The sequence below is a fragment of the Nitrospirillum iridis genome (assembly GCF_014205765.1).
In the GTDB taxonomy this organism is placed as follows: domain Bacteria; phylum Pseudomonadota; class Alphaproteobacteria; order Azospirillales; family Azospirillaceae; genus Nitrospirillum; species Nitrospirillum iridis.
Map to the genome: position 1 here is coordinate 17,489 of NZ_JACIIZ010000027.1, position 24,641 is coordinate 42,129.

Here is a 24,641-nt window from a genome sequence, read left to right on the forward strand (position 1 = left end):
CTTCCATGGCCGACTTCGAGTTGACCATCTATGTCGAGGGGTTCACCGCGCCGGTCGGTGCCCCCCCAGGCGGCAATGAACAATGGCTCGGCCGTACTCTTACGGTGGCGTTGACCGGAAAACCGCGCGATGTTCTTGGAAGTGAAGACAAAGCGCTGCTCCTGGCCTTGTTGTGCCCATGGCGGTGGGCCGTCATCCACTGGCATCTGCCAGGGAACCCGGTCCCCTCACCGGTCCCCAATGGGCCCACCGGCGAACTGGAAGCCTATCTGAAGCAGTTGCTTGCTGGCGACCTCGACAGCCTGGCGTTCCGCGTCAACTTCGACGTGCCGGACGAGGACAAACCGGATGACGCGGAAGAAGATCAGCCGATTTGGCCGGGCCTACTCGCCCAGTTGAGCCGGCTGGGACCGCAGGTCTCCCATCCGCTGCGGCTTGCGCATCTAGCGAAGGTGATAGCGAGCCCACAGCCCGACATCGGCATAGAAAAAATCGTCATCGATGGAAAGGACTATCCGATAGATGCTGAGGTTGAAGTGCCCAGCGGGGCCGGCTCGCGGACGGTCAAGGTCCGGTGCAGGGCGGAGCCTGCCGAGGTATTGCCGGCTGGTAAGAAAACCGGGCTGATCGACCATGACACCCGGCTGGTCACGCAAGACATGGCCGATTTCTGCACGCCCCAATGGTTGGCCGAGCTTCCCTCCCGTCTGGGGCGCGCGATTGATCCACTGCCGCGGTTGGCCGACCTTGCCGAAGCCTGTGACGGGCTGCCCACCATAGGCGGTAAAAGCGTCCCCCCTAAATTGGAAGCCATGCTGATCGATCTGTTCGGCGGGCCTGGTTACGATAAGGACGGAGTGGCCGAGATCCTTCTCGCCATCGCCAATCTGGACCCGACTGCAACGGTGGATAAGAAGCAGGCCTTCGCGCAAGCCTGGAGCGGCGCATTCGGCAGCCGCCGCGACCAGTTGGCCAAGTCCCTCGCAGGCGATCTGGCATCGGCCGTGGCCCCGGGAACCGGGATGGTCGACGCGGCCGTGCTGCGGGAGCACTACGGCGCCGCCGCATTCGTCGCGCTGATCCGCGACACCCTGCGTGCGAGTGTGCCGACATCCCCGGACACTCTGCAACAAACCGCGAAGAACTGGCTGGAGGGGCGCGGGAATGTCGAGACGGTCTATCGCGCGCTTTTACCAGAGGCCCTGGCGCGCCGGAGCTTTCTGCCGGAACTTGTCCGCCAGGTGGGGGGCGAGCCAGCCGACTGGGAACCGCTGCGGGAAAAGTTCACCTCGCTGTTCAGGGCACGGCTGGAGAGATGGCAACTGAAAGCACCTGAAAAGGTAATCAAGGCCACGAAAGACCGCGTTTTCCATATCAAGCCGGAAGGGGTAGATGGCGCCGCCCGGGACGGGCTGCCATTCCGTGTCGATACGATCTTCCACAACCCTGCGGGCGCGCTCGATATCCACCGGATACTCGATGGCTATCTGGTTGCGGTCAGTGACCGAAGCATCCGCGACACTCGGAACCCCTATGAGTTGGTGACCCAAGGATCATTCGACATCGTCCATACGGGCGCCACCACGCCGCCACCCCTGTCACAGAATGCCGTGTTAGGCGTGCACGAGCCTCTCCCCGTCGTCTTCGAAGTGGGGCAGCCGGGCGGGGAGCATACGGAGACCCGACTGGCGGCGGCCAGCTACCGCGGCCTGGCCATGATTCCATGGTCAGCCCGGCAGGTGCCGCAGGACCAGAGGCGCTTCGTCGCCGAAACGGCGACCGTGATGTCCATCCAGTTTCTCCATGCGCCGGACGGCACCATGTGCCCGCCCCTAGCCTATGGCCAAGATTATCGCATCGTCTGCGGCTATCAGGCGCCTGGCGGCCTGCTGCCTTCGCACTTCGCCACGCCCAGCGATCCGCTGCGCTTCGCGCCTCAGGAGCTGGAGAATCTCGACACTCAGTTCGTGCGGGAGGTGTCACTGCGGCGGACGCTGATCCCGGGGCCGCCGCGCTTTCTCGCCGATGGCCAGGCCAATGCGGGTCCGGCAACATTCGCGATGTCCGTGGAAGCGACAGTCCGGCCATTGTGGCGGGAACATATGGCTCTCTGGCCGGCTGACCGAGCCGCCGTACGGGACGGCCTGCGGGACGCGCCCACCCTCTATCTCGATGACATCGGTACCACGAGGGCGAGAAGGGAATTCACGTTCACCGTCCGCCCGGCGGCTCTCGCGCTCGGCAAGCAAGACCCCAACGCGACGACCGCTCTCGTTTGGCGCTATTGGCAAGAGCGGGACCGGCAATGGCAGGGGCCGGCCGCAGCGGCGGTCACGATTCCAGCCGGCACGGACGCCGATGACCCGGCCGTCGTCGGCCCGGTACAGGGCGGCCAACCGGGATCGGGCGGCATCTACTTCCGCATTCATGAAATCGGTAGGGGCGGACTGAACGAGGCGGCGCCTCCATGCCACGCGGTGCTTGGAGAGGGGCAGTGTGTGGCTGTTAAGATCGAAAGGGGTGGCGGGCTCCCGATCCAGATGACCTATACGCCGCCGGCTGAGAATGGTGCAGCGAATCTTTACATCCAGGTGCCCCATGACCAGCGCCTCCTGTTGGAAGCCTGGACGGCATGTGACGCCAGCTTTCTCGACAACGGAACCGATCCGCGCTTCGACGGGCAGGTGAGTTGCACCAGACTTCCTGATCGGAACATCGCCCTGTTTGGAGCGGCGCGGTTGGCCATCGAATCCCTGCCGCTGGACGATCACCTGCCCACGGCCGAAGAGCTATGGCGCGGAATCTCAGTCGATGAAGCGCGCGCTTTCCATCTCGAAGCCCCCACTCCCGGCGAAGCGTTGGCAGAGAAGGCCGATTTCATCGGAAACCTGCAGTCGACTTGGCAGACTTGGCGCTGGGACGGCGGACCCGTCATCTCCTACGAGGATGACTTGGTCGGCGGATTGAGTCCAGACAAGTTGGAGCCACCGGACACACCTTACCGCATTGGCAACTATGTCAGGTTCGAGCAGCTCATGTTCGAGAACCGGCGCGATGGCGGGGTCACGGCCATCGTGCCGCGGACGGCCGGCACGACCACCCAGCTTTTCGCCTTGGAAAGCCCACCCAATCGCGGGGCCGACTATCTCCGCCTTCGGCTGGACGCGACCAGCCGCTACGCGGCCTTGCGGCCGGGATCCGTCGGGATCAGGCGCCGTGCGGCGTTACACTCTCAGGATGGCAGGCTCAGCCCATGGCGCGGCTACACCATGGGCGTACACCGCAGTGATCCCTTGCCGACACCCCGCATCTCCGTGGCCGCGCCATTGTTCGGACGGGTGGAGCCAGACGAGACGACGGCGACGACGGCGGGAGGGTTTGCCCTTTATCTCGATCATCCCATGTTCGACCCGCGGCACGGCGGGGGTCTGGCCGAGCGCCTTGAGGTGCTGATAACGGTGGAACGGGTCGAGACCGGGGCCCCCCAGCCCGAGGCCGTTCAGGAGATCGCCGCCCTCACGGTGGGAACCGATCCGATCCGCTACGGCGCCGTCAACCCGTTCGAGGAGAATACGGATACGGCGCCCCCCGTTCTCTGGAAACGGAGCCAAGGCGGATGGGATAACGGAGAACCGAAGGAACTAAGCCTGAACGTCGGTACCATCCTCGGGCAAACGCTGGAGCCCGGATCACCCGCGCCACAGTTCCCTTTTGCCATCGCCTTCGTCGAACCAGCCGCCGGAAAACATCTGTTGCGCCCGGATACCATGGCGAAAATCAAGGTGCGCATGACCGCGGGAGGGCATTTCTCCGATTGGTCGGCGCCATTGTGGGTCCATCTTCTGCCTGACATGGCCGGCACCATCGGCAAGAGCGTGGCCGGTGAGATGATTCCTGTGCCGGTCTTTCGCGCCAGAATGGAGGACAACAGCATCCTGCTCACCGAAAACGCGGATGCCGGCTCCCCCGCCACGGCTCGCTTTAATCGACTGTACAATTTGTGCGCTGATGGGGCGCCGACTGAACCCCATGATCCCTACCTGTTTTCCAAGGTAATGGCGGTCCTGATCCGCACCATCGTCGACGTCACCGGCAAGCCACGACAGCGCGTCGCCGCCATCGTCCCGGGGACACAACAACCCCAGCAGGGTATTCATTTCAACGTTCCCGACACCCGAGGCATCTCCCACCTCCGGCTGCTGGAAGTACAACGGGTATCAGGCGCAGGTGATCTGCGGGAAGAGGGCAATCCGCTCCAGGCGACCCAGCGCTGGTTTGGCGGATCATTTTCTACCCAGCCCGCCGACGACGGTCCAGATCATAGTGTCGACATCAACGAGCGTGTCGTGGGGGTCGGCCCCCTTGTGATAGTCACTCAATAGAGTGCGGGAAACGATCGTGTCCCAGGACGTTCTCTAATTGGTATTGTCAATGGCGCGACCGGGCGTATCGGCCTCTGAAGACATCACCGCCGGGCTCACGGTTCTTGACGTGGTCGCGGAGCGCATAATCTCGACTGGCGTCATAATTCACGCCCGTCCGAACTCAATGGCAGTTCATTAAGTTCGACCCGAGCCTCGCGCCAAGTGGCGTAGTGCTCATCAAGGATGGTGATGAACCGCTCGCTGTGGGTGGGTTCAGTCAGATGGGCCATTTCGTGGACGATCACGTATTCGAGTAGGTCCTTCGGCTTCTTCACCAGCTCGGTATTGAGCCGGATGTGCCCAGCATTATGGTTGCAGCTTCCCCACTTCGTCTTCATCCTCTGCAGAAAGTAACCACTGACCTTGACGCCGAGCTTCGGCTCCCACTTTTCGATTAGCGCCGGAACCACCTCGTGAAGCAGCGCCTTGTGCCAGTCGTGAATCACCTCGGCACGCCTGACTGCGTCGCTGCCTGGCCGCACGGTCAACACAATCCGTTTGTGGTCCATCTTAACAGAGGGCTTGGCGTCCCGATGCTCAACGGTCATCAGATATCGCCGTCCCCACAGGTAGTGGCTTTCGCGGGTGACGAACTGCCTGGGAGTCTCGCGGGCCTGCTCAGCCAGCTTCCGCCGCTGGTCGCGAATCCAATGCAGCTTGGAAATGGCGTATGCGCGCGCCACCTCCAGCCGTGTTGCGCTGGGAACGGCCAGGGTGACGCGACCATCGGGTGGGTGAACGGAAAGGTGGACATTCTTAATGTCCTTGCGCGTCACCGCAATGCAGATTTCACCGAGGTCTATCGTTTCCATCACCCATACCCCGGTTGGTTCTTGATGATGTCGAACAGCGCCGCCGTCGCCACACGGTCACGGCTGAGGATAGGGAACAGGGCGTTTAGCACCTGCGCCTCGCGCGCCTGGTCACCCTTCCATCCCGCAGGGGCCCGTTCTCGCACGGTCGTGTCGATCTCCACGGCCAAAGCAGCCTTGTCATCGTCGACGGCCGGACACTGGAAACCGGTCACGGGCAGCGACGCCAAGTTGTTGAAGATCACCGCAGCTTCTGGCTTGCCGTGCAGGACCGCCGGAATTCCAGCGGTCGGTTGCTTGGCCGCCAACTGCTTGACCAGTGCCTCGGCCCGGCGCAGAAATTCCTCGTAGGCGGCAGCATCGGCTCGGCTTTGTTTTATGAGGTCATCAAGCAGCTTGGACATCTCCTCGTAGAAGCGAGGGTCGGTCAGCTGATCGCGGATGATGGTCTTCCGCACGTTGTTGATGATTGTCTCGGCAATGGCGTTCCGAGAGAGCTTGCCCTTCTCATTGAGCTTACGCGCGATGGCGTCGTGGATGCCGGTCTCGATGATAAGTTCTGTCAGCGAAAGCGCCCCGAGTTGGCCCATATCGGTCGCCGGATCGGCCTGGATGTAGGTGTTGATCAGGTGCCGCATGTCCGCCTCGTAGGGCTTGATGTCCAGCTCCTCCCCCGAGTGCCGTTTGATGGCGGCACGGATCTCGCTGTAGAATTCAACCTCCTTGCGGATATCAGCTGCCTCGGCCTCGGAATAGCCAGCCTCGCTCAGGTTCTGCGCGATGGCGGAATAGGCACGCACGAAGGCGGCGACCGCCTTGTAGAACGACACCCTCAGCGCCTCGGTATCGGTTAGCGCATTGGGGTCGGCCGCGTCCCCACAGAAATAGTGCAGGAACTGCTCGATCTCGCGCGGTGACGTCACCGGCGCACACAAATAGCACAGCGCCTCGCGGGTCTCGTCCAGTCGCTCTTTGCCCTCCTTCAGCCAATCCTTGAGATAAACGTTGTTGTCGCCACCGCCGCCCTGGTCGATGTCCAGTTCGTCGGAGCTGTAGACGGCGATCGCCTGTTGAACGTCACCAAAGAGCTCCTTGTAATCGACGATGTAGCCATAGTCCTTGTCAGCCCCGTCCAGCCGATTAGTCCGGCAAATGGCCTGGAACAGGTTATGGTCTCGCAGCTCATTGTCGAAATAGACGTAAGTGCAGCTTGGAGCGTCAAAGCCGGTGAGCAGCTTGCTGACCACGATCAGCAGCTTCATATTCGACGGTTCTTCGATGAAACGGCGTTTCGTCTCGTCCTCGTACTGCTTGACGGTCTGGCCGTTCTTGAGGACGTGCATGGTGTAGGTATCGAATTTGTAGCGCTCGTCGCTGTTGGGCGGTTCGCGCGAGATGGCATTGTGGTTCGGCTCGAAGGAGGTGATGATTCCGCAGTAGGGTCCGAAACTGGTGTTCTGGAACAGGCGGAAATAGTGGCAGGCGTCATAGATGGAGGCCGCCACCAGGATCGCGGTACCGCGATCATCGTTCAGGCGCGGCTTGAGGCCGAAGTCCTGGATGATATCGGCGACGATGCGCTGCTTGCGCTCGCCGGCGCTCATCAATTCCTCCATGGTCGCCCAGCGCTTGCGCAGAACGGCCTTCTGGAAGTTGTTGAGCGCCTTGGTCTTCTGCTCGAACCAGCGGTCGATGGCAGCCTGCGAGATCAGCCGCTGCGGCACGTCGCGGGCCTCGTATTTCAGGTCCAGCACCACCTTGTCGGCCACCGCCTGGGGGAATTTGTAGGTGTGGATATAGGTGCCGAAGACGTCCCGCGTCAGCTTCTTGTCCTTGCGCAACAGCGGCGTGCCGGTGAAGCCGATGAAAATGGCGCCCTCCAACCAGCGCTTCATCTGCTGGTTCATGGCCCCACCCTGGGTGCGGTGGCATTCGTCCACGAAGACATAGAAACGCCCACGGACGGGAGGCGGCGGCCCCTTCAGGTCGGCGGGGTCGATCTTGTGGATCAGGGCGCACAGCAACCGCGGTGATGCCGCCCCTAGCTTCTGGACTAGTTCCGCCCGCGAAGTGATGCGCGGAGAGGGAGCCTCGGCACCGACCACCCCGGCGTTCTTCATCACGCCCTCGATCTGCTTGTCGAGCTCGTCGCGATCGGTAATTACAAGGACGCGGGCTTCCGAATCGTGCTCCAGCAGCCATTTGGCGATCAGCACCATCAGGATGCTCTTGCCGCTGCCCTGGGTGTGCCAGATGACGCCCCCCTCGTGTTTGGCGGTACGTTCCTGTGCGGCCTTGACCCCGAAGAATTGGTGCTGGCGCGGCACCTTCTTCTGGCCGGCATCAAAGATGATGAAGTTGCGGATCAGGTCGAGCAGGCGATCTTTGTTGCACATCTGGGCGAGTGGCTTGTCGAGCAAGGCACCGGCTTCGGGCACCGCGCCTGCGCTGCTGGCGGCCTCGTCCTTCCATTCGACGAAAAACTGTTCCGGCGTGCCGATGGTGCCGCAGCGCAGCCCTTGCGAATCACTGCCGGCCAGCAGAATCTGCGCGAAGGTGAAAAAGCCCTTGTTGAAGATCTCTTCCTGGTTGGTGATCAACTGGCGCACACCATCGGCCACCTCCACCGAGCTGCGCTTGAGCTCGATCACGGCGATCACGAGGCCGTTGAGGTAGAGCACGATGTCGGGCCGCCGCTGGTAGCCGCCCTTCAGCGTCACCTCCTCGGCCAGGGCGAAGTCGTTCCGCTCCGGCCGCTCCCAGTCGATCAGGTGCACCGTTTCGTGCGCCTGGCCGGCGGCAATCTGCACCGGCACGCCGTAGCGCAGAAGCTGATAGGTGCGCAGATTGGCCTGATACAGCGTGATACCGGTGGCGTCGGCGGCGGTCTCCAGCTTCTGCAGGGCGGCGGAGATGTGGGCGGCGGAGTAGCCGCGTGCCGCCAGATTGTCGCGCAGGATGTCCGTTTCGATGGAGCGGTTGTTGGCGCGCTTGTTCCATTCGCCGAGATAACGGTAGCCCAGGCCGTCCGGCCGCGCCGGGTCGGTGAACAACGCGATCACGCGGTTCTGGGTTCGGCGTTCGGAACGCGGTTGTTCAGGCATGGTCCCCCCTGGTCACACGAGCCGGGTCTTGCCGGTCAGCAGCTCCTGCATCATAGCCTGCTTGATGGCGCGGGTCTTGTCGCGTTGCGCGTGTAAAGCTGTCAGTTCCGCGTCCATGTCGGAGAGCACGGCGGCGATGGCGGTTTGCTCCGCCTTTACTGCCGGTATTGTCAAAGGCAGCGTCAAAATCTTGGACACCGACAACCCCGGCTGGGCCGAAGCTTCCGAATACCGGTTAAGATTCATTTCGCGAAGAATGTACGCCAAGAAATGGACGTCCGTGTCAGCTTCTGCAGTCACAACGACGGCATGCTCTGAGGCAAAAAATTTCCCCTTGACGGTAACCACGTTTCCGCAAAGTGCACCTTGCCGACCAATCAGTGCAAAATCGCCATCGTGAGTGAACTTTGACGCATACCCACGGAGGCCATTTCCGCCATAACAAGGATACGGGTAATTATCGGAAATGCTTTCTGCTGTAATCGCTTCACCGCTTTTCATTGTGCAGACGGAACCAAGGTTGACCTGTATCCACTCAGCGTGAAATCCGGGGAGGCGGGTCTGGCCCGTGAGGAGTTGCTGCATGGCGGCCTGCTTGAGGTCGCGCTTCTTGGCGATCAGCCGGTCCAGTTTGGCCAGCAGCGCATCCACATCGCTCAAGGCTGTGGCGACGGCTCGTTGTTCGCTGAGTGGAGGGCGTAGAAGCTTCAGCTTGCCAACTGTCGTCAGATTTATGCCGGATTTTGCTCCAACATCCGTCATTTCCGTAAAGCGCTTTTGTGGCCCATATGAAGCCAGAAAATAGCTCTGGAACAGGCTGTCCGCTTTCTCAGGGGGAAGTCTCAAACAGGCAATGTGCTGATTGATATATGCTGGTTTTGGTGTTTCTCTATTAATATAACCAATTATGCCAATGTCTGCCGTTATGGAAATAAGGATATCACCATCCTGGAGTGTGGTTCGGAGTGCTTCAGTTTCACTTGGCGGCAGGTCGACTAGCTTCTGGTCAGCCAAGTCAGGGTATATGCATTCTCGCGACAGATTCGTGATCCGTATGAACAGCGCGCCGCGATCTGAGTAATATTTCGCCCAACCACGTGATCCGCTTGTAATGAAGGGATTAAGGTCGGCCGCCTGGACAACTTCCCAATCTTCGGGAACGACACCGACCTCAGTCTGCTTGTATCCAGGCTTCACCACGATGCACCCATTCGCTTGAGATGCCCCTCCACACGGGCGGCCAGCATCGCCACCTCGTCGGTGAGCTGCGGCAGCGGCGTGGCGTAGCGCTCGGCCAATTGGTGGATGCGCCCGGCGAGTGTCTGAGAGACGCGGTCCAACTCACCCTGGACGGCGGCCGACAGGTGGACCATCCACTTGTCATCCACCACCAGCGACTTGATCTCGGCTTCGGTGAGTTCGGGGTACTTCTCATAGGCCAGTCGGTCGAGTTCCGCCTCCTGCTCCTTCACCTCGCGTTTCAGCGCCGCTTCATTCTCGGACAGCTCCAGCCAGCGCTTGAGCACGGCCGCCTCGTCTTTTGCCTCCTTGTCGTTCTTGATGTCCCTAAGCCGGGCGTTGACTTCGGCCTTCGCAATCCTGTCCAGCGCGCCAAGGAAGCCGTCATCGGTGCCGTGTTCCTCCTCCAGTTCGGCAAGGCTGGCGGTCGCGGCGTCCAGCTCCGCCTCGGTGGCTTCGATGGTGGCCTGCTCGGCAGTGAAATAGCGGGCGACGATGAAAGACTTGGGGATCAAGTCGCAAGTCCAGCCCTTGTCCTTGGCCCGCCCCTTCTTGTCGGTCTCGACAACGCGACTGGTCTCGGCCACCCAGCCGTCGGCGGCGATCAGATAGGAATCGTCCTGCATGGTTTCGGCCCAGTAGTCCATCAGGTGCTGGTAGACATCATACGCATCGAGCAGCGGCGCCCGGCGGAAGGTGGCGAGCATGTCCTCGGCGATGGTTTCGATCAGCGCCTTGGGGTGGCCGCCCTGGTCGAAGCCGGTGAGGATGGGCGTCGTGGCCTTGCGCCACTCGGCGAACAGTTTGGTCACCGCCCGATTGAACGCGGTAAACTCGGCATGGCCGAAGATAGCGGGCTTCACCTCGGGCAGGGGCAGCTTGAGGCGGGCATAACCGGAGCGACCGGCGGATTCGAACAGGGCCGCGCGCAGACCGGGGAGCACCTGCCAGTAATCGGGCAGCGCATCGAGGTCACGCTCGGGGATGCCGCCGCGCAGATGGCCATCGATGTCCTGCAAATCTTCGGGCTCGCTGCTGTCGATGTAACGCGGCAGGTTGAGATTGAAGTCGTTCTTCGGGTCGGCGATCTCGGAAAATGGCACCATGCGGGCGTAGCGCGGGATTTCGGTCTGCTTGGTGAAGGTGTCCACGATCCGGTGGATATCCTGCTCGCGCAGGCGGTTCTTGTTGCCATCCTTGATGAAGCCCTTGGCGGCATCGATCATGAACACACCCTTGCGGGCGGTGGCGTTCTCCTTATCGAGCACCAGGATGCAGGCGGGAATGCCGGTGCCGTAGAACAAATTGGCCGGCAGGCCAATGATGCCCTTGAGGATGCCCGAGCGAATCAGCCGCTGACGGATCGCGGCCTCGGCATTGCCACGGAACAGTACGCCGTGGGGCAGGATGCAGGCGGCTTTGCCGGTGCTCTTCATCGAACGGACAATGTGCAGCAGATAGGCGTAATCGCCCTGCTTGGCGGGCGGCTCGCCCCAGGCGAAGCGCTGAAAGGGGTCGTTGGCAGGGGTGAGGCCGGTGCTCCAGGTCTTGTCGGAGAAGGGCGGATTGGCGACGACGTAGTCGTAGGTGCGGAGCTTCTCGCCGTCCTTGAACTTGGGCGCGGCCAGGGTGTTGCCCGACAGGATGTTGGCCGTCGGGAAGTCGTGCAGGATCATGTTCATGCGGGCCAGGCCCGCCGTGGTCACATCCTTTTCCTGCCCTTCCAGCGTGATGTGCTTGCCTGCCTGGGTAGCTACCTTGAGGAGCAGCGAGCCCGAGCCGCAGGTAGGGTCATAGGCGGTGGTGGAGCCTTTGGTATTGTCAGGTGAGATGCCGATCACCTTGGCGATGACCCGGCTGACCTCCGATGGGGTGTAGAACTGCCCTTTACTTTTGCCGCTCTCGGTGGCGAAGTGCCGCATCAGGTATTCGTAGGCATCGCCGAGGATGTCATCGTGCTCGGCGCGGTGCTGCGAGAAATCGAGTTCCGGCTTCTCGAAAATGCCGACAAGGTTGCTTAAGCGATCAACCATAGCCTGGCCTTCGCCCAGCTTGTTGGGATCGTTGAAGTCGGGGAAGTCGCTGCGGGCGAGACGATCGTTGGCTTCAATCAGCGGCTGGACGATCTGGGTGTTGATCTTGTCGCCAATGTCGCTCTTGCCCTTGAGAGCTATCATGTCCTGGAAGCTGCTGCCCTTGGGAATGACGACAGCTGGCTTGAAGTAGTCGGAATCGGCGTACTTGTCCGAAACATATTTGATGAACAGCATGAACAGGACGTAGTCCTTGTACTGGCTGGCATCCATGCCACCACGCAATTCATCGCAGGAAGCCCAGAGGGAAGAATAGAGGTCTGACTTCTTAACCACCGATGTCCGCCGCCGACCCTTGCCGTTGGGTTTCGAGCTCGCCGGCGTTGCGCCCGGAGCAGAGGACGTCGTTCCCTCGGGTGCGGGCGGGGGCGCTGCCTTCACAGCCCGTGCCGCCGGGGCCGCTACGGCAGCGGCCTCCGCCATGGCGACGGATCCGCCCCGTCCTCTGCCGGAGATGATCACGCCCTCGTCGAGCAGTTCCGCCTTGACCTGATCATAGGTCGCGTCCTGCCAGCCGAGGTCATCGCGCAGCCCCATGTTCCCCGCTCGCCCCCCGCGTTCGGCAAGCGCCGCAAGGAACCGCTCCCGTAGAGATTCTCTAACCATGCTTCGCCTTCACCCAACTCTAACCAGTGGGGGCGGACCATAGCCCAAGCCATTCGTTCACTGAAGCTGAACAGCGCCGGGATTGTCGGAGGCATTCACTTCTGAGAATACGGATCAAGAACCATGTCGCGGTTCACCAACACGCGCAGGGGCAGCCCCGGCCGGCCCATAAGCGTGGGCTGCACGCCCAGGTCCTTGGCGGCCAATCGCTGTCCCACCTGGTTGGCGGCGTTGTCGCCGCTCTGGCGCACGGCCACCACGATATTGCCGCCGCCGCTGGTCTGGGTGTCGCCATTGCTGGCCAACTCGCCGGATACTCCCAGCAGCGTTGAAAGCACCATGCCGCGCAGCAGGCGGCCGGTGTGGTAATCGACCTCATCTTCAAGGCCCGCATGGCCCTCCGTGTCGGTGGCCGGCAGGCGGTCCAGGACCAGCGATTTGCCGTCGGGCAACAGCAGGCGTGTCCACACCACCAGGATACGCGACTGGCCGTAAGTCACGGCACTGTCGTAGCTGCCCAGCAGCCGGGCGCCCTGGGGGATCAGCAGGAAGCGGCCGGTGACACTGTCGTAGATGTCTTCCGTCACCTGGGCGACAACCTGTCCTGGCAGGTCAGAGTTCAGCCCGGTCACCAGCGCCGCCGCCAGGACCGTCCCGGCCTGGATTATGTAGGGGGAGACCGGTGGCTGTAGCCGGTGGGCCGTCACGGTCGCGGTTTCCGCCGGTCCGTGCAGGAAGGCGCGCTTATGGGCCTGCTGATTGGGATCGTTGTCTTCAACCTCATCCCCAGCGGGAACGGCCGCCCCCTGCCCCAGCGCCTCCTTCGCTTCCGGTGACGGACCGGCGGCACGAGCCGTAACGGTAAAGAACACCGGGGACGCGGCGGCCTGCTGGCGCTGGCGGTCCCGCTCCTGCACCGCCTGGTTCGCCGGACCGCCGGGGCTGGTGAACGCCGGCATCGGCAACGGCGGCGGCAACACCGACGGCGATGCAGAGGGCACCGCCGGGCGCCGGGTCAGGTCGGCATAGCCCGGTGGCGACCCGGCCAGGCTGTCGTCCGGCTTGACCTCAGTGGCGTAAAGCTGCTGATCGGCCGTCAGCTTCGGCGGTTTCCAGGTCAGCGCCCACCACACCGCCACGACCACCAGCAGGGCCAGGACCGCGCTGGCGATGCCCAAGGTGCGGCGCGACAGCCGCGTCACCGGGCGTGGCCGCGCCCGGAGCGCGAACGCCGCCGGGTCCGCCTTGGGCGGGGGCTCCTGGGTCGGGTCCATCTCAGCCCCGGCCGTCGGTGCGGGTGATGCGCACCACCTGCTGCGGATCGGCGCCCAGGCGCAGTTCCGCGGCGGCGAACAGCCGGTCGACGATCAGCGTGGCGCCACGCACCCGGTAGTTCACCAGTTCAGCCGTCCCGCCGTCCGATCCCACTACGAACAGAGGCGGCATCTCCCCCTGGCTGATGCCGGCGGGGAAGCGGACGTAGACCTTGCGGCCGTCATCGAACACCTGCACCGGCCGCCACGGCGGCCTGTCGCCACTCAGTTCATAACGAAAGCGCAGGGCGGACAGATCGACACCATCGGCGGCTTGGGCCTGGGCACGGCCCTCCTCCTCCCGGTTATGCGCCTTCAAGGCCACCAGGGCGTCGGCCGGATAGCGCCAGGAGACCTCGGCCATGTAGGTGGCGGCGGTGGGATGGGCCTCCAGGTGATAGCTGCGGCGGTCGGTCAGGATCACCAGGTTGTTCATGGGCAGGGTGGCGGCCAGGGGCTTCACCAGCACATGCACCTGCCGGCCCTCGCCGCTGCCGCTCTCACTGTCGCCGATCTTCCATTGCACGGTGTCGCCGGCGGCCACCGACTTCAGTTCCTCCCCCGGCTCCAAGGCGATATCCGTGACATGCACCGGTGCCACATAAACCTGGTAGAGCGCCCCCTCGCTGTAGGGAAACACCTGCATGGCGTTGATATAGCCATCACGGGTGGGCAGCACCTTGGCGCCTGCATTGGCGGCCTGCACCCGCTTGGCGGGGTCCGCAGCCTCCGCGACCGCTGCCCTCTCCGGTACCAATGGCTTGAGCTGCCCCGGCAGGGGCAAGGGCTCCGGCAGGGTGACGATCTCCACCGGCTTGGGGGGTGCCGGCTCCAGCTGGGCGGGCTGGGGGACGTCGTAGGTGATGGCCGGCGGCTTGTGGGCGCAGGCGGCCAAGGGAAGGCTGAGGGCCAGGCAAAGCCAACGCGTCATGGCGATCCTCCCGGCCCCAACTCCTGGGCCCAGTTGATGGCGTCAATGTACAGACCCAGCGGGTTCTGCCGCAGGCGGGCCTCGGTGTGCGGCGTCTGGATCACCACCGTCAGGATGGCCGACCAGCGCTGGGGCGCTTGCGGCGTCCCATCCTCGAAGGGGTGTTCGATCCAGGCGACGCGGAAGGAATCGGGGCTGGCCCGCACCACGCTGGTGATGTCCACCGTCACGGCATGACGGCCCAGGTGTCCGAAGGGGTCGGCCTGGCGGGCATAAGCGTCCAGCGCCGGCTTGGCGCGGCTGGTGATCTGGCCATAGGCGTCGAGCCAGGCCTGGCGCACCACCACCGGGTCCACCGACAGGCCACGCACTTCGGTGACGAAGCGTCCCAGGAAATAGGCGATCTGGGCATCGCTGGGGCGGTAGTCCGCCGTGGCCGGCGCCACCGCCTGGACCGCCCCCAGCTTGTCCACCTCCACCACGAAAGGCGTCACCACCGCGCGGGCCCGCATGCGCACATCGTCGCCCAGCAGCACGGCGGCCAGACCGAAGCAGCCGAAGGCCATGAGGCGCCAGTTGGCGGCCTGCACCCGGACGCTGCCGATGCGCTCATCCCACAACTGCTCCGCCCGTTGGTAAGGCGTGATCGGCGCGGGTGTCTCGCCATACCGGACCTGTCGGCGGCGCCATCTCATGGCTCATCCCCCTTCAACTGGGGCCGCATGGCAGAACCGCCGCCGCCATCGTCGCGTGACAGATGGTCTGTAGCGCGCACCACCACCTGCTGGCGCAAGCGCTCCGCCCAGGCCGGGGTGCCGGAGGCGGGCGACGATGGCGCCGGTGGGACCGGCGGCGGGGATGGCGGACTTGCCGGCGCTGAGGGCGTCGCCCCGCCCATGGCCCGGCCCAAGCCACCGCCCCCCGCCCCCGCATCGGCGCTGGCCGCGCGGGCTGCCATGCCGGCACCCCCCGCCGCCAGGGCCATGGTGCCGGCCACCATGGCTACCGGCGCCGCCGCGGCCCCCAGGCCCAACTGCGGCGCGCCGGAGGTGAGGCCGCCCGCCAAGCGGTTGGCGGCGAAGGCCAGGCCGGCCACGGTCATGGCCGCCAACAGGATGGTCATTGTGTCCTGCAGGCTCAGTTCCTGCGCCGGATCGGTGGGCAGGATTTCCGTGTAGAGCCGGGTGCCGATGCCGGTGATGACGGCGAACACCAGGATGCGGACACCGGAGGTGACCACCTGGCCCAGCACCGGCTCAGCAATGAAGGCCGTGCCCTTCCACAACGCGAAGGGCACCAGGATGAAGCCCTTTAGGGTCGTCAGCTTGAACTCGATGACCGCCAGGAAGAGCAGGATGGCCAGGATGAAGAAGGCCAGCAGGGTGATGAGGATCGCCACCGTCAGCAGCAGTACCTCGCTCAAGTTGCTGAACACCTTGGGGAACCCGGATAGGCGCTGAAACTGGTCCAGCAGCACCTGGGCGCCTTCCACACCGGCATGAGCAAGACGGCCGGGGTGCAGGAAATCCTGATAACTCAGAGTAGCGCCCGATGCCTTCAATCCCAGCGCGGCAAAGCCATCGAAGACTGTCTTTGCCAGGAATTTCCAGTTGTTCAGGAGCAGCGCGAAGAAACCTACGGGCAAGACCTTCTTGGCCAGGACTTGGAGGACTTCCTCTTCCCCCAAAGCCCAGGCCAGTCCAGCCAGGGTGCCGTCGATACCGATCAGCACGGTCACCAGGTAGCCGACGTCCCCAGCGATCAAGCCGAAACCGCTGTCGATGGTTTGGCCATAGACATCCAGAAAGTGGTCGATAACGGAGACATCGTTAGCCATGGGGAGGCTCCGTCTTAGGCGGCGCGGTCTGCGGAGGCTGGGCCGGAATCAGCTTGTCGGGAGTATTGGGGAAGAGGTTCACAGGCGGCGGGTTATACTGGCCCGCGCCCTTGCCCATGAACCGCCGCCGCTCAGCCTCATCGGCGACCTTGCAGCGGGGATCGTCCACCGCCTTCATGCCCAGATCCCGGCAGCGATCCAGTTCCTGGTGCAGCAGGGCATGGTCGGCCAGCAACTGCTCCACGGTGGGGTCGGCGGCGCGGGCCAACAGGGCGATGGAACCGGCGGTGACAACGGCAGCGGCGGCGACCGCCGCGACGAGAGTGCGCGTCTTCATGGGGAGCCTCCAAACACCTGAACGGGTATCTGAGTATACCCCACCCCCGCGCCCACGAATCGGCGCCACTCCGCCTGCGCCGCCGCCTCTTCTTCAGTGATACGCAGGGCCTCCGCCGTCTGGGCCCGGGCGTTGGCGGCCAGCAGATCCTGGGTGGTGGCCAGCTGGCGCACCTGCAGCGCCAGCAGCTGGTTGCCGGCCTGGGTGGCCTGCAAGGCCCCCACCGCCCCCTGGCTCTGATCCACCAGGGCCGCCATCTGCGCCTGGTCAGCGGCCCCGCCCTGCACCACCTGCGCCTGCACCGCCAGGGCCTGGCGATGCGCCTCCACGGCGGCGGCGCGTTGGGCATTGCCATCGGCCACCACCCCCGCTTGGGTCACAGCGCCGTCGTAGGCCGGGTACAGCACCTGCATCTGTTGCTGCAGCCGGCTGACATCAAAGCTCAGCCGCTGGGCCTGAGTCACCAGGCTGGTCAGCTGCGTCATGGAGGTCTGCAATTGCGCCAGGCTGGAATTGGGCAGCGTCGTCAGGTTGCGCACCTGATACTGCAGCGATTGGGTCAGCTGCTGGATCTGGGTGACTTGGTTGTTGATCTCCTGCAACGCCCGCGCCGCCGCCGCCGTGTTCTGCACCAGGTTGGCATGGTCGATGACCGCCCACTGGGCACCCGCCGGCGGCGCCAGCAGCACCAGGCCCAGCAGGGCAAAGGTCCAACGCCGCCGCCTCATGACCAGCCCTCCACCAAGTCAGCCGCCCAAGGCAGGCCACGGGCACGCAGCCAGGCGGCACCGAACCCCTCTGCCCCTGCCTCGGCCAAGACACGGTCCACCTGCACCAAGTCCTCGGGCTGGGAGGCGCCACAGATGGCGAGCGCGGCGGGCCCCATGCCCAACTCGAACAGGCGGCAGCCGGCGGCCGACTGGAACCAGTAATCCCGCTTGGGCACGGCCTGGGCGATGGTGGTGATCTGGCGGTCGTTCAGGCCCAGGCGGACATAGGCCTGCCGGCTCTCCGGCTCCATCGCGCGGGCGTTGGGCAGGAAGATGCGCGACAGGCAGCTTTCGATGACGGCAGGCGCCACGGGGGAGTCCAGGATGTCCGCCAGGCTCTGGGTGGCGAACACCACCAGGGCGTTCTTGCCCCGCACCGTCTTCAGCCACTCCCGCAGCTTGGCGGCGAACAGCGGATCATCCAGTGCCACCCAGGCCTCATCCACCCCGATCAGGGTGGGCCGGCCGTCCAGCCAGCCCTCGATGCGATGGAACAGGTAGAGCAGGACGGCCCGCGCCGCCCGCTTGGAGCCCAGCAGGTCTTCCGTTTCGATGGCCAGCAGGCTGGCGTCGCTCAGGCTTTCGGCATCGGCGTCCAGCAGCCGGCCGAAGGGACCGGACAGGGTGTAGGGCTCCAGCGCCGCCTTCAGGGCATTGGATTGCAGCAGCGCCACCAGGCCGGACAGCGTGCGCTCGGCCAGCGGCGCCCCGGCCAGGCTGCCCAGCGCCGACCACACCATGCCGCGCGCCGCTGGCGTCAGGGGCACGCCCTCCTGCACCAGCAGGGTCTCGATCCACTCCGCCGCCCAGGCACGCTCCGCCGCCTCATCAATGCGGGCCAGGGGCTGGAAGGCGATGGCCTGCTCTCCTGCCCGCCCCTCGCCCAGGGCGAGGTCATGGAACACGCCGCCGGCGGCCCAGACCGCCGCCTTGGAGGAGCGCCGCTTGTCGAACAGCACCACCCGGGCCTTGGGATAGCGGCGGAACTGCAGGGCCATAAGCGCCAGCAGCGAGGACTTGCCAGCGCCGGTGGGGCCCAGGATGAGGGTGTGGCCGACATCGCCCTGGTGGGTGGCCAGACGAAAGGGCGTCGCCCCGGCGGTGCGCGCCACCAAGAGCGGCGGACCGTTCAGGTGGGCGTTGCGCTCCGGCCCGGCCCATACCGCCGACAGCGGCAGCATATGCACCAGGTTCAGCGACGAGACCAGCGGCTGGCGCACGTTGGCGTAGCACTGGCCGGGCAGGCTGGACAGCCAGGCCTCCACGGCGTTCAGCCCCTCCTCCACCGCCACGAAACCCAGGCCGCGCGCCACCCGGCCCACCGCCCGCGCCCGCTCCGCCGCCACCGCCTCGTCCTCATCCCAGACGGTGACGGTGGCGGTGAAATAGCCATAGCTGACGGCGTCGGAGCCCAGTTCGCGCAAGGCCCCATCGGCGTCCAGCGCCTGGGCCTCGGCATCGCTGTCGACCAGGCGGGATTCCTGCTGCCACAGCACCTCGCGCAGCAGGGCGGCGATGCCCTTGCGCTTGGCCCACCAGTGCCGCCGCTTGGTCGCCAGCTCCTTCTGCGCCTCCGCCTTTTCCAGCGGCAGCCAGCGCACCACCCAGCGATAGGGCAAGGCCAAATGGTTCAGCGCGTCCAGCAGCCCCGGCCAGGTGGCGTCGGGCAGGCCGCGCAGGGTCAGGGTGCGCAAATGCGCCCGCCCCAGCAGCGGCGCCACCCCCGGCGTCAGGGCGCAGTCGGGCAGCAAGCCATCCAGGTAAAAGGGCACCGGCGGCACGGTCACCGGATGCCGCCCGTGGGTGGAGATACAGCCGTGCAGATAGGCCAGGGTCTCGGCATCGTCCAGCCAACGGCATAGCGGCATCAGCGGCACCAGCAGGTCCAGCACCCGGTCCCCCTCCGCCACGACGGCGTCGCGCACCAAGCGCCAGTCCACCTCCCGCCGCCGGCCGGCGGTGTCGTAGAGCAACTGGCCGGCCTGGGCCGTGCGCTCCGGCGGCGGCAGGTAGCAGAGGGTCAGGAACTGCTCACTCTCGAACTGGGCGCCCTCCTGTTCAAACCCCGCCCGGCGCTCCTCGTCCACCAGGCGGGAGACAGGATCCGGGAAGCGGCTGTTTGGGTAGCCGGTGGCCGGCCGCCGGGCCGCTTCGACGAACAGGGCCCAGCCCTCGCCCAGGCGCTTCAGCGCGTTGTTGACGCGCGCCGCCACCGCCATCAGTTCCGCCGACGGCACCGCGTCCAGATCGGGGCCCCGGAACAGGGCGGTGCGTTGCAGGCTGCCGTCCTTGTTCAGCACCAGGCCTGGCCCGACCAGCCCGGCCCAGGGCAGGTAGTCGGCCAGTTCCCGGCGCTCGGCGCGGTATTCGCGGAGGTCGAGCATGGTCAGACGTCCAGCAAGAGGCGGGCGACCCGCAGGTGGCGGGCGAACAGCGGCAGGAACTGCGGGTCCTGGCGGGTCAGGAACAGGGCCACGCCATGGCCCAGGGCATAGACCGCCACCCCCGCCAGCCACAGCTGCAAGCCCAGCCCGATGGCGGCGGCCAGCGTGCCCAGCGCGATGGCCAGGCCGCGCGGGATGCCGCCCAGCAGGATGGGCTCGGTCAAGGAGCGGTGCAGCGGCACCAGCCAGCCGGGAAGGTCGCCGGTCATGACACCAGCGCCCCGCCGGAGAAGCTGAAGAAGGTCAGGAAGAAGCTGGCGGCGGCGAAGGCGATGGACAGGCCGAACACCACCTGGATCAGCCGGCGCATGCCGCCGGAGGTCTCCCCGAACGCCAGCGCCAGGCCGGTGCCGATGATGATCAGTACGGCGATGATCTTGGCGACGGGACCCTGGACGGAGTCCAAGATCTGCTGCAGCGGCTGCTCCCACGGCATGCTGGTGCCGGCGGCCAGGGCCGCCCGGGGCAGGAACACCGCGATGGCCAGCGACCAGCGCAGGGGAAAACGCTTCATGACGGGTCTCCCGATGGATGAGGGGTGGGTAGCGCCAGGGGGCCGGCGCCCAGGGGTTCCAAGGCGTAGCCGTCGTCGCCCTTGAGGCCGGCGACACGCCACAGCCCGGCCAGGCGCCGCTGCGGGCCCCGGCCGGCCAGGACGGCGATGAGGTCGATGGTCTCGGCGATGAGCGGCCGGGGCACGGTCACCACCGCCTCCTGCACCAACTGCTCCAGCCGGCGCAGGGCGCCAGGGGCGGAGCCGGCGTGCAGGGTGGCGATGCCGCCGGGATGGCCGGTGCCCCAAGCCTTCAGCAGGTCCAGGGCCTCGCGACCACGCACCTCGCCCACGGGGATGCGGTCGGGGCGCAGGGCCAGGCTGGCGCGCACCAGGTCCCCCATGCCCATGACGCCCGGGCGGGTGCGCAAGGGCACCACGTTGGGCACGTCGCAGCGCAGCTCCCGCCGGTCTTCGATCAGAATGATGCGGTCGCCCGTCTGCGCCAGTTCCCGCAGCATGGCGTTGGCCAGCGTGGTCTTGCCCGTGCCGGTGCCGCCGGCGATGAGGATGTTCCAGCGCTCGGCCACCGCGGCGCGCAAGGTGGCGGCCTGGCGGGCGGTCATGACCCGGGCGGCAACGTAATCGTCCAGGCCCAGGCCCATGGCCACCGGCTTGCGGATGGCGAAGGTGGGGCCGGTGACCACGGGCGGCAGCAGGCCCTCGAACCGCTCCCCGCCCTGGCCATCGGCATCCAGGGGCAGTTCGGCGGAGATCGTGGGACGGCCGCCATGCACCTCCTCCCCGGCGCAGGAGGCGACCAGGCGGATGATGCGCTCGCCATCGGCGGCGGACAGGCGATGCCCGGTGTCGGCCAGGCCCGCGGACAGATGGTCGACCCACAGCCGGCCATCGGGGTTGAGCAGGATCTCCACGATGTCCGGTGTCCGCAGCAGATCGGCCAGCAGCGGCCCCAGGGCGCTGCGCAGCATGCGTGCCGTGCGGGCAGCCATCAGGGTGGGACCGTCAGACATGGGCCGCCTCCGCCGGTTCACTGCCTGGCGCCGGTTCGGCGTCCGCCCTGTCCGGGCTGACCGCCTGGTGACGCTCCGGCCAGATCTCGACGCTGATCTCCTGCACCAGGCTCTCGCCGCGCTGCAGCCGGCGGCCCAGGGTGGCGATGTAGTTCTGGTATCGCTGGCTGCCCTGGGCCTTGGCGGCGGCCTGGTGCTCGGCGGGGATGGGCATCGTCACCGACAGCCAGAAGCGCACGAACAGCGCCTGGGCCTCGATGGCGATGGTCAGGTCACGCTCCACCCGCTCCAGCTGCCGCGACAGCCGGTCCAACCGGCGGGCATAGGCGGCCTCGCGCCGGTCCAGGGCATCGGGCGACAGGAAGGAGGCCACCGCCGCCTCCACCAGCTGCGAGCGATGCACACCCTGGCGCAGGGCCAGCTCGGTCAGCTGGTCGGCCAGCTTGGGATCGAAGTAGCAGTTGAGGCGGCTCTTCATGTCACAGCCCCATGCCGTCATTGGGGTCGAGCGCGGCGGCACGGGCGATGGGCAGCCTGGCCATGACCCGCTGGCGCGGCCCCTCGTCGTCAGGGCCGTCGTCGGCCACGGAGAACTCGTCGGTGGGATCCAGGATTGGTGCTGCCTGTTCATGACCGGCAAGCTCCGGCTCCTGCCGGATGCCGCCCTCCTCGCCATCGGCACCGCCCGCGCCGCCGCCGCCAGGCCCGGTGGGCTCACCCAAGGCCGGCCGGCCGGACCAGTCGTCGGGCCGGCCCGGAGGGCAGTCGGGATAGACAGTGTCGTTGAGGGCCGGGGCCGGCAGGACGCGGCCGCGCAGTTGCGGCTCCTCGTAATAGCGCAGCTTGCGCGCCCGGATCGGCGGCGTGCCCGCCACCATGACCAACTCATCGGTGGCCGGCAGTTGCATGACCTCGCCCGGGGTCAGCAAGGGTCGCGCCGTCTCCTGCCGGCTCACCATCAGGTGGCTGAGCCAGGGCGCCAGGCGGTGGCCGGCGTAGTTGTTCATGGCCCGCTGCTCGGTGGCCGTGCCCAGGGCGTCGGAGATGCGCCGGGCCGTGCGCTCGTCGTTGGTGGCGAAGCACACTCGGATGTGGCAGTTGTCCAGGATGGCGTCGTGCTCGCCGTAGGCCTTCTGGATCTGGTTCAGCGACTGGGCGATGAGGAAGGCGCGGATGCCGTAGCCGGCCTGGAAGGCCAGCGCCGTCTCGAAGAAATCCAGCCGCCCCAGGGCTGGGAACTCGTCCAGCATCATCAGCAAGCGCCGGCGCCGGGCGGGGTTGTCCAGGCGCTCCGTCAGCCGGCGACCGATCTGGTTCAGCACCAGGCGGATCAGCGGCTTGGTCCGGCTGATGTCCGAGGGCGGCACCACCAGGTAGAGCGACACTGGCCGCTCGCCCTCCATGAGGTCGGTGATGCGCCAGTCGCACCGCCCGGTCACCTTGGCCACCACCGGGTCGCGGTAGAGGCCCAGGAAGGACATGGCGGTGGACAGCACGCCGCTGCGCTCGTTCTCCGACTTGTTCAGCAACTCCCGCGCCGCCTGGGCCACCACCGGATGCACCCGGTCACCCAGGTGCCGGGTCCGCATCATGACGCGCAGGGTGCGATCGATGGGCCGGGCGGGATCGGAGAGGAAGGCCGCCACGCCGGCCAGCGTCTTGTCCGCCTCGGCATAGAGGACGTGCAGGATGGCGCCGACCAGCAGCGCGTGGCTGGTCTTCTCCCAATGGTTCCGCCGCTCCAGCGCGCCATCCGGATCGACCAGGAGGTCGGCCACGTTCTGGACGTCGCGCACCTCGCACGCGCCCAGCCGCACCTCCAGCAGCGGGTTATAGGCGGCGGACCGGGGATTGGTGGGGTCGAACAGCAGGCAGTGGGAGAACAGCGTGCGCCAGCCGGCGGTGACCGTCCAGTTCTCTCCCTTGAGGTCATGGACCAGGACGCTCTCCGTCCAGGTCAGCAGGGTTGGCACCACCAGCCCGACACCCTTGCCGCTGCGGGTGGGCGCGAACACCAGGACGTGCTCGGGCCCATCATGGCGCAGGTAGCGCCACCCCATACGCCCCAGCATCACCCCGGCGTCAGCCAGCAGGCCGGCACCGCGCACCTCCTCGGCCACCGCCCAGCGGGCCGATCCGTAGGTGGCCACCTGGCCGGCGGCACGGGCCCGCAGGGTGGAGCCAACCACGGCCACCAGCAGCGCGCCGACGCCGCCGGCACTGGCGATGCAGGCGCCAACCAGGAAGACGCGCGGCGCGTAGGCGTCGAAGCGCAGCCACCAGAGGAAGAACTGCTCAGGGCGGTAGACGGGGCTGGCGCCCAGGAAGAACCAGGGCCGGCCCAAGGCGGGGGCATGGCCCAAGCGCCAGGCGACCCACTGGGTGGCGAGCCAGACGCCGGCCAGCACCAACACCAGTGCCGCCGTGATCTGACCCCAAAGGATGCGCCCGCCGGTCATGGGATTGGCCCGTCTTGAGAGAGACGGGATAGATAAAGAAGACCGGATTTAGGCTATCGCAACAGCCAACAGTCCCCATCGTAGGGCAGCGTAGAAATAGAAACGGCCGGCGGAATGGCCTGTCAGGATGACGTCCATCGACTTGACATCGCCCAATGCAACCCTAATATTGGAGTAGAATTGGAGACATCACTATGCCGAACATGCTCGAGTTCACCGCCGCCGAAGCCGCCTTCGTCCTGCGGGAGCCAATCAAGGCGGTGCGCAAGGCCATGGACGAGGGGCCTGTGCAGGCCCGGTTGATCACCAAAGGCGGTGGGCCGGTGCGGGCCATCGCTTGGCGGGATCTGGTCTATCTCCACGCCGTCCGCACCCTGCGCGAGGAATTGACGCCCAAAGGCCGGACCGAGTTCTACCTGGCTCTGAAGCGGAGTCCTGCGGAGGGTACGCGGGAGGTGCGGTTCGGCCGGCTGAGCGTGACAATGGACGCGTTCGAGGCGGAGGTCGAGGCGCGGGCGCAGGAATTGTCGGCGCTGGCCGACAAGGTCGAGTTCCGCGCCGATGGCGAGCCGTTGCTCAAGGGAACCGCCATCGAGGTGCATCGGATTGCGGCCCTGCTGGCCGGCGGGCTGTCGGCTGAGGAAATCCGTGACGATTATCCCTCGGTCACACCCGAGATGGTGGGCATCGCCAAGGCTTATGCCGACGTCCATCCCAAGCCCGGGCGCCCCTATCCCCGGACGAC

The 24,641-nt window shown here is 65.9% G+C and carries 18 protein-coding genes; 2 read left to right on the forward strand and 16 right to left on the reverse strand.

The window, feature by feature from the left end; genetic code table 11:
* The first annotated feature begins 5 nt into the window (after positions 1-5).
* Positions 6-4,382, forward strand: coding sequence for a hypothetical protein (locus FHS74_RS28890; RefSeq protein ID WP_184807733.1), 4,377 nt, complete (start codon positions 6-8; stop codon positions 4,380-4,382).
* Positions 4,383-4,522: 140 nt separating this feature from the next.
* Here FHS74_RS28890 and FHS74_RS28895 read toward each other — a convergent pair whose 3' ends face one another.
* The 16 genes from FHS74_RS28895 to FHS74_RS28970 all read right to left on the reverse strand — a co-directional run bounded on the left by FHS74_RS28895 (position 4,523) and on the right by FHS74_RS28970 (position 23,896).
* On the reverse strand, positions 4,523-5,236 hold the full coding sequence (locus FHS74_RS28895) for a M48 family metallopeptidase (protein ID WP_211106618.1): 714 nt from the start codon (positions 5,234-5,236) through the stop codon (positions 4,523-4,525).
* Positions 5,236-8,340: a type I restriction endonuclease subunit R gene (locus tag FHS74_RS28900; protein ID WP_184807735.1), complete on the reverse strand. Its 3,105-nt coding sequence runs from the start codon at positions 8,338-8,340 to the stop codon at positions 5,236-5,238. The genes FHS74_RS28895 and FHS74_RS28900 overlap by 1 nt, the downstream gene beginning before the upstream one ends.
* A 12-nt stretch (positions 8,341-8,352) precedes the next feature.
* Positions 8,353-9,540, reverse strand: a complete 1,188-nt coding sequence (locus FHS74_RS31250) for a restriction endonuclease subunit S (RefSeq protein WP_184807736.1) — start codon at positions 9,538-9,540, stop codon at positions 8,353-8,355.
* Positions 9,534-12,209 (reverse strand): type I restriction-modification system subunit M, encoded by a 2,676-nt coding sequence (locus tag FHS74_RS28910; protein ID WP_184807737.1) that lies wholly within the window; start codon positions 12,207-12,209, stop codon positions 9,534-9,536. Before FHS74_RS28910 ends, FHS74_RS31250 begins: the two co-directional genes overlap by 7 nt.
* Positions 12,210-12,373: 164 nt before the next feature.
* Positions 12,374-13,552, reverse strand: coding sequence for a TraB/TrbI/VirB10 family type IV secretion system protein (locus FHS74_RS28915; RefSeq protein WP_211106619.1), 1,179 nt, complete (start codon positions 13,550-13,552; stop codon positions 12,374-12,376).
* A gap of 1 nt (position 13,553) precedes the next feature.
* Complete coding sequence (trbG, locus tag FHS74_RS28920) at positions 13,554-14,522, reverse strand: P-type conjugative transfer protein TrbG (protein WP_184807738.1); 969 nt, start codon at positions 14,520-14,522, stop codon at positions 13,554-13,556.
* Positions 14,519-15,217 (reverse strand): conjugal transfer protein TrbF, encoded by a 699-nt coding sequence (gene trbF, locus FHS74_RS28925; protein ID WP_184807739.1) that lies wholly within the window; start codon positions 15,215-15,217, stop codon positions 14,519-14,521. Before trbF ends, trbG begins: the two co-directional genes overlap by 4 nt.
* A complete protein-coding gene (gene trbL / locus FHS74_RS28930) occupies positions 15,214-16,359 on the reverse strand; it encodes a P-type conjugative transfer protein TrbL (protein WP_184807740.1) in 1,146 nt (381 codons plus the stop codon). Before trbL ends, trbF begins: the two co-directional genes overlap by 4 nt.
* Positions 16,352-16,696, reverse strand: a complete 345-nt coding sequence (gene trbK-alt, locus FHS74_RS28935) for a putative entry exclusion protein TrbK-alt (protein ID WP_184807741.1) — start codon at positions 16,694-16,696, stop codon at positions 16,352-16,354. The genes trbL and trbK-alt overlap by 8 nt, the downstream gene beginning before the upstream one ends.
* A complete protein-coding gene (gene trbJ / locus FHS74_RS28940) occupies positions 16,693-17,424 on the reverse strand; it encodes a P-type conjugative transfer protein TrbJ (RefSeq protein WP_184807742.1) in 732 nt (243 codons plus the stop codon). Before trbJ ends, trbK-alt begins: the two co-directional genes overlap by 4 nt.
* Complete coding sequence (trbE, locus tag FHS74_RS28945; RefSeq protein ID WP_184807743.1) at positions 17,421-19,850, reverse strand: conjugal transfer protein TrbE; 2,430 nt, start codon at positions 19,848-19,850, stop codon at positions 17,421-17,423. The genes trbJ and trbE overlap by 4 nt, the downstream gene beginning before the upstream one ends.
* Before the next feature lie 2 nt (positions 19,851-19,852).
* On the reverse strand, positions 19,853-20,119 hold the full coding sequence (locus tag FHS74_RS28950; RefSeq protein ID WP_184807744.1) for a VirB3 family type IV secretion system protein: 267 nt from the start codon (positions 20,117-20,119) through the stop codon (positions 19,853-19,855).
* Complete coding sequence (locus FHS74_RS28955; RefSeq protein ID WP_184807745.1) at positions 20,116-20,424, reverse strand: TrbC/VirB2 family type IV secretion system protein; 309 nt, start codon at positions 20,422-20,424, stop codon at positions 20,116-20,118. Before FHS74_RS28955 ends, FHS74_RS28950 begins: the two co-directional genes overlap by 4 nt.
* On the reverse strand, positions 20,421-21,437 hold the full coding sequence (gene trbB / locus FHS74_RS28960) for a P-type conjugative transfer ATPase TrbB (RefSeq protein ID WP_246463453.1): 1,017 nt from the start codon (positions 21,435-21,437) through the stop codon (positions 20,421-20,423). The genes FHS74_RS28955 and trbB overlap by 4 nt, the downstream gene beginning before the upstream one ends.
* Positions 21,430-21,915 carry a conjugal transfer protein TraG gene (locus FHS74_RS28965; RefSeq protein WP_184807746.1) on the reverse strand — a complete coding sequence of 162 codons (486 nt, stop codon included), beginning with the start codon at positions 21,913-21,915 and terminating at the stop codon, positions 21,430-21,432. Before FHS74_RS28965 ends, trbB begins: the two co-directional genes overlap by 8 nt.
* 1 nt (position 21,916) lies before the next feature.
* Entirely contained in the window at positions 21,917-23,896 is a 1,980-nt protein-coding gene (locus FHS74_RS28970; RefSeq protein WP_184807747.1) for a conjugal transfer protein TraG, read from the reverse strand.
* Between the two features lie 194 nt (positions 23,897-24,090).
* Here FHS74_RS28970 and FHS74_RS28975 point away from each other — a divergent pair.
* A partial coding sequence (locus FHS74_RS28975) for a DUF433 domain-containing protein (RefSeq protein WP_184807748.1) occupies positions 24,091-24,641 on the forward strand: 551 nt, incomplete at its 3' end.